This is a genomic window from Methylobacterium sp. 092160098-2, from assembly GCF_028920805.1.
In the GTDB taxonomy this organism is placed as follows: Bacteria; Pseudomonadota; Alphaproteobacteria; order Rhizobiales; family Beijerinckiaceae; genus Methylobacterium; species Methylobacterium fujisawaense.
On sequence record NZ_JAQPZJ010000001.1, the window covers coordinates 2,686,221 to 2,698,087 of the forward strand.

The window sequence follows — 11,867 nt, forward strand, 5'->3', positions numbered from 1 at the left end:
GCGCGGGACCTGCTTGCCCGCGACCGTCCGGGACATCATATGCCGGACGATGCTCGATGACAGCTCCCTGACGCCGCAGACGTCCGCGGTCGGCGTGCCCGCCGGGCCCGCCCCGCTGATCGACCCGTTCCAGCGGGCGATCTCGTATCTGCGCATCTCGGTGACGGATCGCTGCGATCTGCGCTGCGCCTACTGCATGTCCGAGCACATGCAGTTCCTGCCCAAGCGCGATCTGCTGACCCTGGAGGAGCTGGACCGGCTCTGCGGCGTGTTCATCGCCCGGGGCGTCCGCAAGCTCCGGATCACCGGCGGCGAGCCGCTGGTGCGGCGCGACATCATGCACCTGTTCCGCCGCCTCTCGCGCCACCTCGATTCCGGCGCGCTGGAGGAGCTGACGCTGACCACCAACGGCACGCAGCTCACGCGCTACGCGGACGAGCTGGCGAGCCTCGGCGTGCGCCGGATCAACGTCTCGCTGGACACCCTCGACCCCGACAAGTTCCGGGAGATCACCCGCCGGGGCGATCTCGCGGTGGTGCTCGACGGCATCGCGGCGGCGCGGGCCGCCGGGATGAAGGTCAAGATCAACGCGGTGGCGCTGCGCGACGTCAACGCCGACGAGATCCCCGACATGATCGCCTGGGCGCACGGCCTCGGCATGGACATGACGCTGATCGAGGTCATGCCGCTCGGCGAGATCGAGGCGGACCGGACCGACCAGTTCCTCCCCCTGTCGGTGGCCCGGCAGCGCCTGGAGACCCGCTACACCCTCACGCCGCTGCCCGACCGCACCGGCGGCCCGGCGCGTTACGTGCGCGTCGAGGAGACCGGCGGGAAGCTCGGCTTCATCACGCCGCTGACCCATAATTTCTGCGAGAGCTGCAACCGGGTGCGCCTGACCTGCACCGGCCAGCTCTACATGTGCCTCGGTCAGGAGGATTCGGCCGATCTGCGGGCGGTGCTGCGCGCCTCCCAGGACGACGCGGTGCTGGCCGCGGCCGTGGTCGAGGCGATCACCCGCAAGCCCAAGGGCCACGACTTCGTCATCGAGCGCCAGCGCCCGGCCGCCGTGCCGCGGCACATGAGCGTGACGGGCGGCTGACAGACCAGCCCCGGCACCACGCGCGCCCTCTCCCGTGTGGGACAGGGAACCCGCGCTCGTCCCTCGAACGGTGTGGAGCCTGCCGGCGCAGGCCGTCGTTCGACGACCTCACATTTCCTCGTCGGCGTAGCGCGCCTGTTGCCGCCCGCGCTGCCCGGAGCCCTTCCGCGGCGCGCCCGCGCTGATCCCCGCCACCAGATCGGCGATGTGGCGCAGCGTCTCCACCGACAGCGCCTTCTCGCCCTCGCCCCGGCCCTGCGGGATCAAGGCCTTGGCGAAGCCGAGCTTCTGGGCCTCCTTGAGCCGGGATCCGGCCTGGGCCACCGGCCGGATCGCCCCCGACAGGCCGATCTCGCCGAAATACACGGTCTCCGGCGGCAGCACCGCCCCCGACAGGGAGGAGACCAGGGCGGCCGCCACCGCCAGATCCGCCGCCGGCTCGGTGATGCGCAGGCCCCCCGCCACGTTCAGGTAGACGTCGTGGCTCCCGAGCCGGATGCCGCCATGGGCCTCCAGCACTGCGAGCACCATCGACAGCCGGTTCGGATCCCAGCCGACCACGGCGCGCCGGGGCATGCCGAGTGACGATGGTGCCACCAGCGCCTGGATCTCCACCAGCAGCGGCCGGGTGCCTTCCATCCCGGCGAAGACCGCGGTGCCGGCCGCCTGATGGTCGCGGCCCGCGAGGAACAGGGCGGACGGGTTCGGCACCTCGCTGAGGCCCGCATCGGTCATCTCGAACACGCCGATCTCGTCGGTGGGCCCGAACCGGTTCTTCACGGCGCGCAGGATGCGGAAATGGTGGCCCTGGTCGCCCTCGAAGGAGGCGACTGCGTCGACCATGTGCTCCACCACCCGGGGGCCGGCGATCTGCCCGTCCTTGGTGACGTGGCCCACGAGAATCACCGCCGTGCCGGTGGTCTTGGCGAAGCGGATCAGCGCCTGGGCCGAGGAGCGCACCTGGGTCACCGTGCCGGGGGCCGATTCCACCGTCTCGGTCCACATGGTCTGGATCGAGTCGATGATCGCCAGGGCCGGCGGCCGGCCCTGGCTCAGGGTCTCGACGATGTCCTCGACATTGGTCTCGGCGGCGAGCTGCACGGGGAGCGCGCTGAGCCCCAGCCGCTCCGCCCGCAGGCGCACCTGTCCCACCGCCTCCTCGCCCGAGATGTAGGCGACCCGCTCGCCCGTCCCCGCCATGGCGGCGGAGGCCTGCATCAGCAGGGTCGACTTGCCGATGCCGGGATCGCCGCCGAGCAGGATCACCGAGCCGCGCACGAAGCCGCCACCGGTGACCCGGTCGAGCTCGCCGATCCCCGAGGGGATGCGCGGCGCCTCCTTGGCCTCGCCGGTCAGCCCCTCCAGCGGGAAGACCCGGCCGCGGTTGCGCGACGGCCTTGTCGCCGCCGGTCCGGACTGCCCGGGAGCCGAAGGCGCCTCCTCGACGATCGTGTTCCAGCCGTTGCAGGCCTCGCAGCGCCCGCGCCAGCGGTTGTAGACCGCCCCGCAGGACTGGCAGACGAAGGTCTGATGGATCTTGGCCATTCGAATCCGGGGCGCCGTCGGTCCGGCGGATCAGCGGGGAGGTGCGTCAGCCTACATAATCTCGAACATAACGAGAACCCAGCCCGGTCAGGATCTCGTAGCCGATCGTGCCGGCAGAGCGCCCGACCGCGTCGATGTCGAGGCCGTCTCCGATCAGCACCGCGGTTGCGCCGCGCGTCGCGGCGGGCGCCGCAGTGACGTCGAGGATGATGAGATCCATCGAGACGAGGCCGAGGATCGGGCAGGGCACGCCGCCGACCAGCGCCTGCCCGCGCCCGCTGATCGCCCGCGGGAACCCGTCGGCGTAGCCGAGGGAGAGCGTCGCGAGCCGGCTCGGCCGGGGCGCGGTCCAGCGGCCGTTATAGCCCGCGGTCGCTCCGACTGCGACGTCGCGTACCTGTGCGATCAGCGCCTCCAGCCGCACCACCGGGCGCATCGGGTTGGCGCCCCCCGGAATCGGGTTGCCGCCGAACAGGGCGTAGCCCGGCCGCAGGAGATCGTGCCGGGCCCCGTCGAGGAAGACGCCCGACGAGTTCGCCAGCGAGGCCCGGAGTTGCGGATACGCCGCCCGGACGCGGGCGAAATCGGCGATCTGCCGGGCGTTGACCGGATCCTCCGGCTTCTCGGCGCTGACGAAGTGGCTGAGGAGCAGGTCGATCCCGGCCGCGGTGATCCGCCCATCGCCCGCGAGATCGAGCGCCTCCGGCACGGGCAGGCCCAGACGGTTCATGCCGGTATCGACGTGGAGTGCCGCCGATAGGCGGCCGGACGAGAGCGCCGCCCAGTCCGACAACTCCGCGATGCTGCCCAGCACCGGGCGCAGCTCGTGCGCCGCGAAGGCTTCCGCGGCGCCCGGTGGCAGACCGTTCAGGATGTAGATCGCCGCCTCGGGCAGGGCGGCACGGGCCGCGACCCCTTCCGACAGATGGGCGACGAAGAAGGTCCGGCAGCCGGCGGCCCACAGGGCCGGCCCGACGCGACCGATGCCGCAGCCGTAGGCGTCGGCCTTCACCACGGCGGCGCAGTCGGCGCCCGCGCCGCGGGCCGCCAGGATCCGCCAGTTGGCCACGATCGCCCCGAGGTCGATCGTGAGCCGGGCGCCGTGGGCGCCGATCTCCGTCACAGGTCCGGCCTCGGCCACGCAGACCGCCTCCATCCATTCGCCACCGGGGCTCCGGAAGCACAGACCGGACCCCAGGCCGGACCCATAGCACCGGTACGGCGCCCGGGTGGAGCCGGGCTCTCGGCGCGGCGGCTCGCGCCCTGGTGAACGGCGCGGCTGATGCAAGGACGGCACAGCGCGCGATCAGGCGGGCTCGCGAGGGTGACGGCCGAGATCCGGCTTGGTATAAATCCACCGCGGTCCGGGGGAGCCGCAGGTCGGACACGGCATCCCCGCGGGTACCAAAAAGTTTAACGATGCCGTTTACCGTCCTGGATCTCGCCGTGCTCGGCATCGTCGCGGTTTCCGCGCTGCTCGCGGCCGTGCGCGGCGTCACCCGCGAGGTGCTGGCGATCGTCGCCTGGGTTGCCGCCGCCGCGGTCGCCTGGACGCTCCATCCGATGCTGCTGCCGACCGTGAAGCAGCACGTGAACAGCGACACCGTCGCGCTGGTCGCCTCGATCGCGGCGATCTTCCTCGGCACCCTGATCATCGTGTCGATCATCACGGTCAAGATTTCCGACGTGGTGCTCGATTCGCGGATCGGCGCCGTCGACCGTTCCCTCGGCTTCCTGTTCGGCGCGGCCCGCGGCTTCCTGATCTGCGTGATCGGCTGGGTGTTCCTGTCCTGGCTGGTCCAGGGCAAGGTGCCGGACTGGGCCGCCCAGGCCCGCACGCGCCCGATGCTGGAGAAGTCCGGCGACGCCCTCGTGGCGCAGCTGCCCGAGAATCCGGAAGGCTTCCTCAAGCAGTTCAAGAAGCCGAAGGTCGCCACGCCGCCCAATGAGGCGGCCGACGCCCCGGCCGAGACCGACGCGGCGCCCCAGCGCCGGACCGAGACCGCGCCGACCCCGACGCGACGCTGATCTGCGGTATTCGCCGTAGGACTCGTCGTGCGGAACGCCTAGATAGCGGTTCCTGTGGTGCACGGATTGCTTCCGCGACGACCGGCGCGTCGGCCCTTCGCCGCCGGGATCTGTGAGTGATCGACCGCCTCATGTCACACGCCGCCGCCTCCACCGACGCTTTCAATTTCGATCTCGATGGCGACACGCTCCGGGAGGAGTGCGGCGTCTTCGGCATCTTCGGCCATCCGGAGGCCTCGGCCATCGTCGCGCTGGGGCTGCACGCCCTTCAGCACCGCGGCCAGGAGGCGGCCGGCATCGTCTCCTTCGACGGCTCGGTGTTTCACTCCGAGCGGCGCCCCGGACTCGTGGGTGATTCCTTCTCGGACGGCGACACCATCGCCCGCCTGAAGGGCCGCGCTGCCATCGGGCACGTGCGCTACTCGACCACCGGCGGGACGATCCTGCGCAACGTCCAGCCGCTCTTCGCGGAGCTCGCCAGCGGCGGGCTGGCAGTCGCCCATAACGGCAATCTCACCAACGCCCTGTCGATCCGACGCGACCTCGTCCGCGACGGTGCGATCACCCAGTCGACCTCCGACACCGAGGTGATCCTCCACCTCGCGGCCCGCTCCCGGAAGCCGCGGATCATCGAACGCTTCATCGACGCCCTGCAGGCGATCCAGGGCGCCTACGCGATCGTGGCGCTCACCAACAAGAAGCTGATCGGTGCCCGCGACCCGCTGGGCATCCGCCCGCTGGTGCTGGGCGAGCTGGACGGCCGCTACATGCTGGCCTCCGAGACCTGCGCATTGGACATCATCGGCGCCCGGTTCGTCCGCGACATCGAGAACGGCGAGATCGTGGTCATCTCCGAGGAGGGGATCGAGTCGATCCGCTTCGCCGACGCTGTGCCGATGCGGCCCTGCATCTTCGAATACATCTACTTCGCCCGGCCGGACTCGGTGGTGAACGGCAAGAGCGTCTACGGAGTGCGCAAGGCGATCGGCCGGGAACTGGCCCGCGAAGCCGCCGTCACGGCCGACATCGTCGTGCCGGTGCCGGATTCCGGCGTCCCGGCGGCACTTGGCTTCTCGCAGGAGACCGGGATTCCCTTCGAGATGGGGATCATCCGCAACCATTATGTCGGGCGGACCTTCATCCAGCCGACCCAGTCGGTGCGCGAACTCGGCGTGCGGATGAAGCACTCGGCCAACCGCGCGGCGATCGAGGGCAAGAGCATCGTCCTCGTGGACGACAGCCTCGTGCGCGGCACGACCTCGGTGAAGATCGTCCGGATGATGCGCGAGGCCGGGGCCGCCGAGGTGCATTTCCGGATCGCCTCGCCGCCGATCACCTACCCGGATTTCTACGGGATCGACACGCCCGAGCGGGAGAAGCTGCTCGCCGCGACCCACGATCTCGAGGCGATGCGCAAGTATATCGGCGCGGATTCGCTCGCCTTCCTGTCGATCCCCGGCCTGTACCGGGCAATGGGCGAGGAGGCCCGGAACGCCGCCTGCCCGCAATACACCGACCATTGCTTCACGGGCGACTACCCGACCGGCCTCACGGACCTCTCCATCGCCGGCCCGAAGCGCTTCGCCATGCTGGCCGAGGCGGATTGACGGATCTGCGGATTCCGTGCGCGGACGGGCATCCCTCGCGGGCGGAAATGCGCTAGGTCCTCTCCATGGCTGAGTCTCAGAAACCCCTGGAAGGCCGCGTCGCGGTCGTCACCGGCGCGTCCCGCGGCATCGGGCGCGCTGCCGCCCTGGCGCTCGCCGGCGCCGGCGCCCACGTGATTGCGGTGGCGCGCACCGTCGGCGCCCTGGAAGAGCTGGACGACGCCGTGCGGGCGGCCGGCTCCAGCGCCACCCTCGTGCCGTTCGACCTCGCCGATTACGACGCGATCGACCGCCTCGGCGCGGCGATCAACGAGCGCTGGAAGCGCCTCGACATCCTGATCGCCAATGCCGGCATCCTCGGCGCGCTCATGCCGATCGGCCACATCACCCCGAAAATCTGGGGGCAGGTGATGGACGTGAACGTCACCGCCAACTGGCGCCTGATCCGCTCCCTCGACCCGCTGCTGCGCATGTCGGATGCCGGGCGGGCGATCTTCGTCTCGTCGGGGGCCGCCTCCAAGTGCCGGCCCTACTGGGGGCCTTATTCGGTCTCCAAGGCGGCCCTGGAGGCCCTGGTGCGCACCTACGCGGCCGAGAACGAGAGCACGGCCATCCGGGCCATGCTGCTCAATCCCGGACCCCTGCGGACCGGCATGCGCCGCTCGGCCATGCCCGGGGAGGACCCCGAGACCCTCAAGACGCCCGAGGACCTCGCCCCCCATTTCGTGCGGCTCGCCGCGCCGGACTGGGCCGAGACCGGCAAGCTCTACGATTTCCCCACCGACCGGGTGCTGAGTTTCCGCGCACCTGAATGAGCCGGTACCCTGTTATTCGAACACGCACCCCACCGCCTCCCTCATCCTGAGGTCCCGGAGCGCAGCGGAGGCCTCGAAGGCGGGCTCCACAGGTCGCGCGATCCCTGGACCCCGCCTTCGAGGCCCGCTCGCGCGGGCACCTCAGGATGAGGGGGGGATGGGGCAGGCCTGATCTTCCTGTCTGAGTTGCTTCCCATGATCGACGTCCGCTGCATCTGTGCGATCGGCCTGCGCGGCCAGCTCGGCCTCAACGGCCAGCTGCCCTGGGAGGGCAACACCGATCCGCTGTTCGTGGAGGACGTGACGCGTTTCTTCGCGCTGACCATGGGCCATGTCCTGATCGCCGGGCCGAAGACGGTGGCCTCGGTGCCCGAATTCGCCTTCAAGGACCGCACCATCGACGTGATCCGCAGCCACGAGGATCCGGAGGCGGTGCTCAAGCGCTATCCCGGCCGGCGGATCTTCGTCGGCGGCGGGATCGCGGTGTGGAACGTCTACGCCAAGTACATCCAGAACTGGGACATCACTCGCCTGCCCTACGACGGCGAGGCCGACCGCTGGTTCGATCCCGCCTGGCTGGTGGGCGGACCGCTGCGCGCGGCTTGAACGGCACCTTCCCGTGAGCCGGCGCGTTGGCCGCGCACGCGTCGCGTTTCCGGAGGCCACGATGAGCGCCCACAGCTACCGCTTCGGCATCGAGGAGGAATACTTCCTGGCCGATGCCGAGACCCGTGGGACACCGCGCGGCGACCTCGCCGCCTTCCACGCGCGGGTGAAGGCGGAACTCCCCGAGACGGGACGCGAATTGGTCGCCGCGCAGGTCGAGGTCTGCACCCCGCCGCTCACCGACGCCAGCGCCGCCCGGGCGAATCTCGGCGGCCAGCGGGCCCGGCTCGCCGGCATCGCCGCGGAGAATGGGCTGGCGCTCCTCGCCTGCGGCACGCATCCCCTCGCGCGCTGGTCGCGCCAGACCGCCACGGACGGCGAACGCTACAAGGGCATCCTGTCGGATGTCGGCATCGCCGCCCGGCGGGCCCTGATCTGCGGGATGCATGTCCATGTCGAGGTGCCGGACCCGGAGGCCCGCATCGATCTCATGAACCGGCTGCTGCCGTTCCAGCCGCTGCTGCTCGCCCTCTCGGCCTCCTCGCCGTTCTGGCAGGGCGAGGCGACGGGGCTCAAGGCGTACCGGCTCAGCGTCTTCGGCGAGCTGCCCCGCACCGGCCTGCCGGAGCTTTTTTCCGATGCCGCCGCCCATGCGCGGTTCGTCGCCATCATGACCCGCTCGGGCGCCATCGCCGATGCGAGCTTCCTGTGGTGGTCGCTGCGCCCCTCGATCAAGTTCCCGACGCTGGAATTGCGCATCGCCGATGCCTGCACGCGGCTCGACGATTCGCTGTGCGTCGCCGCCCTGTTCCGCTGCCTCGTGCGCCTGTGCGTGCGCCGGCCCGACCTCCATGCCGATCTCGACGGCGTCTCGCGGGCGCTGGCCTCCGAGAACCTCTGGCGCGCCCAGCACAGCGGCGTGGCCGCGGCGCTGATCGACGAGGCGCGGGGCGACGCCGTCCCGTTCCCGGAGGCGCTGGAGGCGGTGCTCGCCCTCGTGGCCGAGGATGCGGACGCCCTCGGCTGTGCAGCGGACGTGGCCCGGGCCCGGTCGATCGTGGCCGAGGGGACCAGCGCGGACGGGCAGATCGCGGCTTTCGAGGCCGCGCTGTCCGAGGGCAAGGACGAGCGCGCCGCGCTGGCGGCGGCGGTGGACTGGATCGCCGACGCGGCGCGGTAGAGCGGGCCCCGTCCGCCCGCCGCATCCTGAGGTGCGGGAATGCAACGCAGGCCTCGACGGGGACCCCCGCCCGGCCGCGGCTGGGTCAGCCCTTGTCGAACGGATTCTGCGAGGTCCGCAAGCTCAGGCGGATCGGTGTGCCCGGCAGGTCGAAGGCCTCGCGCAGGCCGTTCACGAGGTAGCGCGTGTAGGATTTCGGCAGGGCGTTGAGCTGGTTGCCGAACAGCGCGAAATGCGGCGGCCGGCTCTTCACCTGCGTGGCGTAGCGGATCTTGATCCGCCGGCCCGACACCGCCGGCGGCGGGTTGCGGGACGTCGCCTCGTTCAGCCAGTCGTTGATGCGCGAGGTCGAGATCCGCCGGTCCCAGACCTCGGAGGCCTGCACCACCGCCTGCATCAGCTTGTCGACGCCGTCGCCGGCCAGCCCCGAGAGCGGCACGACCGCGACGCCGCGCACCTGCGGCAGCAGCCGGGTGCAATCCTCGCGCAGCTGCTTCAGCAGGCCCGGCTGGTCGGCCACGAGGTCCCATTTGTTGAGGCCGATCACCAGGGCGCGGCCCTCGCTCTCGACGAGGTCGACGATGGTCAGATCCTGCTTCTCGAAGGGGATCGTGGCATCGAGGAGCACCACCACCACCTCGGCGAAGCGCACGGCGCGCAAGCCGTCCGAGACCGCGAGCTTCTCCAGCTTGTCGTCGATCCGGGCGCGGCGGCGCATCCCGGCGGTGTCGTGCAGCTTGATCCGCCGCCCGCGCCATTCCCAATCGAGGGAGATCGAGTCGCGGGTGATGCCGGCCTCGGGGCCGACGAGCAGCCGGTCCTCGCCGAGCATGCGGTTGATCAGCGTCGACTTGCCGGCATTCGGGCGACCGACAATGGCGACCTTGAGAGACCGGCCGCCAGGGGCGTCCGCGTCGTCCTCCTCGTCCTCGTCCTCGTCGCGCTGGGGCAGGGCGCCCTTGAGCGCCTCGTGCAGCTCGCCCAGTCCCTCGCCATGCTCGGCGGAGAACGGGATCGGGTCGCCGAGCCCGAGGGTGAAGGCCTCGTAGGCCCCGGCGAGGCCCGCCCCGCCCTCGGCCTTGTTGGCGATCAGGATCACCGGGCAGCCGGCCCGGCGCACCAGTTCGGCGAAGGGCTGGTCGGCCGGCAGCACGCCGGCGCGGGCGTCGATCACGAACAGCACCACGTCGGCGGCGAGGATCGCCGCCTCGGTCTGCATCCGCATCCGGCCCGTGAGGGTCGCGGCGTCGGCCTCCTCCAGTCCGGCGGTGTCGATCACCCGGAACTGGAGGCCGCCGAAGGTGACGTCGCCCTCGCGCCGGTCGCGGGTGACGCCCGGGCGGTCGTCGACCAGCGCGAGCTTCTTGCCCACGAGGCGGTTGAACAGGGTCGACTTGCCGACGTTCGGCCTCCCGACGATCGCGACGGTCGGCATATCCATGGTGGTTCTCGAAACAGTCCGAACAGAAATCAGCGCGTGATCGGCGGGGGCGGGGCAGCGGGCTCGGGCTTGGCCTCGGTCACCGTCACGGGGCCGCCCGCGACGATCGCCGCGTAGACCTCGATCCGATCCCGCAGGTTCCGCGGGGTATCAGGATCGGCCACGATCTGGTCAAACCAGCGTCCGGCCTCCTCGTAATCGCCCTTCTTCAAGGCGGCGAGGCCCAGCATCTCCCGGGCGGTGTGGCGGAACGGGGTGCCGGCGGCCAGGCCCTGGAGGTTGGCCAGCGCCGGATCCGGGTTCGGCCCGTCGAGGCGCAGCAGGGCCGCGCGCAGGCGCGCGAGGTCGCGCAGGCCGTCGCCCAGGCCGGTATCGTCGGCGAGCTTGTCGAACTCCGCGGCGCCTGCCGCGGCGTCGCGCTTGCCGGTCTCGGCCGCCGCCCGGAACCGGGCGAGCAGGCGGTAGCCCGCCGGGCCCTGCGCTTCCAGGGCGTCGAAGGCCTTGTCGGCCTCCGCGACCTTGCCGTCCTTGGCGAGGCGGTTGGCGTCGTCGAACTGCACCGAGGCCACCTCGGCCGCCGCGCGCTGCTGGGCCTGCCAGTAGCGCCAGCCCGCGACGCCCGCCACCACGAGCACGGCGAGCGCGATGATCACGCCGCTGTAGCGCTTCCAGATCTGAAGGATCCGGTCGCGGCGGTAATCCTCGTCGACCTCGCGAAGGAACTCGTTGTTCTCGGCCATTCTATCCCGGCCCGCATGATTTCAGCGGACCACCTCGTCTCGTTCGGGCCCCGCGCCTAACACACGGGCGCGGGGTTGGCGACAGGCAGTGTCTCAGGCGGTGCCCGGCCAGACCGGCACGCCGATCACCGGATAGTGCAAATAGCGGGCGAAAACGAACCACGCGGCCGTCCCGATCACCAGAGCCAGGATGTCGTTGCGCCAGCCCTGCGGGGCCACCGCCGGCCCGCCATGCTGAGCCGCGACCGCCCCCGGGGCGAGAGCCCGGCGCTTGGCGCTGATCCGCGCCGCCACCGCCCAGGCGAGGAAGCCGCCGAACAGCAGCATAGAGCCGAGATCGCCGTTGGCCAGGAGATGCGCGGTGGCCCAGATCTTCACGGCGAGCAGCATCGGGTGCTTGGCCTTGGCGCGGATATGGCCCGGCAGGTAGGCGGCGGCCAGGCACACGAAGGCGAGCCAGACCAGCGTCAGGGCGAGGTGGCGCGTCCAGACCGGCGGATCCCAGACCGGGATGTAGCCGGCGAGCCGGTAATCGTGGAAGCCGATGCCGATCAGCACCAGCCCGAGCAGCGACAGGGCGATGTAGCCGAGCTTGTAGCGGCCCTCGCCGATCCGGTCGACGATCGCGGCGCGCCGGGTGCGGGCCATCGAGAAGGCATGCGTGCCGAGAAACAGCACCAGCCCGAGGATCAGGAGAACCATAGGAGACTTTCAGTCGGGCCGCACGGCCGGCGGCAAGCACTCTGTAATGGTTCTCAAGCGAATCTCCGCCTGTTTGTCCAGGCGCGGCCGGGACGCAGCCG

The 11,867-nt window shown here is 71.0% G+C and carries 11 protein-coding genes; 6 read left to right on the forward strand and 5 right to left on the reverse strand.

Annotation, left to right across the window (positions count from 1 at the left end; all coding sequences use genetic code 11):
• Positions 1-49: 49 nt before the first annotated feature.
• Positions 50-1,102, forward strand: coding sequence for a GTP 3',8-cyclase MoaA (gene moaA, locus PQI07_RS12665; RefSeq protein WP_043357795.1), 1,053 nt, complete (start codon positions 50-52; stop codon positions 1,100-1,102).
• Between the two features lie 108 nt (positions 1,103-1,210).
• Here moaA and radA read toward each other — a convergent pair whose 3' ends face one another.
• Both radA and alr read right to left on the reverse strand, forming a co-directional pair.
• Positions 1,211-2,647, reverse strand: coding sequence for a DNA repair protein RadA (radA, locus tag PQI07_RS12670; RefSeq protein ID WP_043385270.1), 1,437 nt, complete (start codon positions 2,645-2,647; stop codon positions 1,211-1,213).
• A 46-nt stretch (positions 2,648-2,693) separates the two neighbouring features.
• Entirely contained in the window at positions 2,694-3,803 is a 1,110-nt protein-coding gene (gene alr / locus PQI07_RS12675; RefSeq protein ID WP_274926732.1) for an alanine racemase, read from the reverse strand.
• Between the two features lie 263 nt (positions 3,804-4,066).
• Here alr and PQI07_RS12680 point away from each other — a divergent pair, with 263 nt between their 5' ends.
• The 5 genes from PQI07_RS12680 to PQI07_RS12700 all read left to right on the forward strand — a co-directional run bounded on the left by PQI07_RS12680 (position 4,067) and on the right by PQI07_RS12700 (position 8,883).
• Positions 4,067-4,675 (forward strand): CvpA family protein, encoded by a 609-nt coding sequence (locus PQI07_RS12680; protein WP_043357783.1) that lies wholly within the window; start codon positions 4,067-4,069, stop codon positions 4,673-4,675.
• A 131-nt stretch (positions 4,676-4,806) separates the two neighbouring features.
• Positions 4,807-6,282, forward strand: coding sequence for an amidophosphoribosyltransferase (purF, locus tag PQI07_RS12685; protein ID WP_043357788.1), 1,476 nt, complete (start codon positions 4,807-4,809; stop codon positions 6,280-6,282).
• A gap of 65 nt (positions 6,283-6,347) precedes the next feature.
• Complete coding sequence (locus PQI07_RS12690) at positions 6,348-7,097, forward strand: SDR family NAD(P)-dependent oxidoreductase (protein WP_043385275.1); 750 nt, start codon at positions 6,348-6,350, stop codon at positions 7,095-7,097.
• Between the two features lie 195 nt (positions 7,098-7,292).
• Positions 7,293-7,703, forward strand: coding sequence for a dihydrofolate reductase (locus tag PQI07_RS12695; protein ID WP_043385327.1), 411 nt, complete (start codon positions 7,293-7,295; stop codon positions 7,701-7,703).
• A gap of 61 nt (positions 7,704-7,764) precedes the next feature.
• Positions 7,765-8,883, forward strand: a complete 1,119-nt coding sequence (locus PQI07_RS12700; protein WP_043759155.1) for a carboxylate-amine ligase — start codon at positions 7,765-7,767, stop codon at positions 8,881-8,883.
• 85 nt (positions 8,884-8,968) lie between these two features.
• On the opposite strand, the gene der is transcribed toward PQI07_RS12700, so the two are convergent.
• The 3 genes from der to PQI07_RS12715 form a co-directional block, all read right to left on the reverse strand.
• Positions 8,969-10,324, reverse strand: coding sequence for a ribosome biogenesis GTPase Der (gene der / locus PQI07_RS12705; protein WP_043357773.1), 1,356 nt, complete (start codon positions 10,322-10,324; stop codon positions 8,969-8,971).
• 29 nt (positions 10,325-10,353) lie between these two features.
• Positions 10,354-11,064, reverse strand: coding sequence for a tetratricopeptide repeat protein (locus PQI07_RS12710; RefSeq protein ID WP_043357771.1), 711 nt, complete (start codon positions 11,062-11,064; stop codon positions 10,354-10,356).
• Between the two features lie 93 nt (positions 11,065-11,157).
• A complete protein-coding gene (locus PQI07_RS12715; RefSeq protein WP_043357769.1) occupies positions 11,158-11,766 on the reverse strand; it encodes an NnrU family protein in 609 nt (202 codons plus the stop codon).
• Positions 11,767-11,867: the final 101 nt, after the last annotated feature.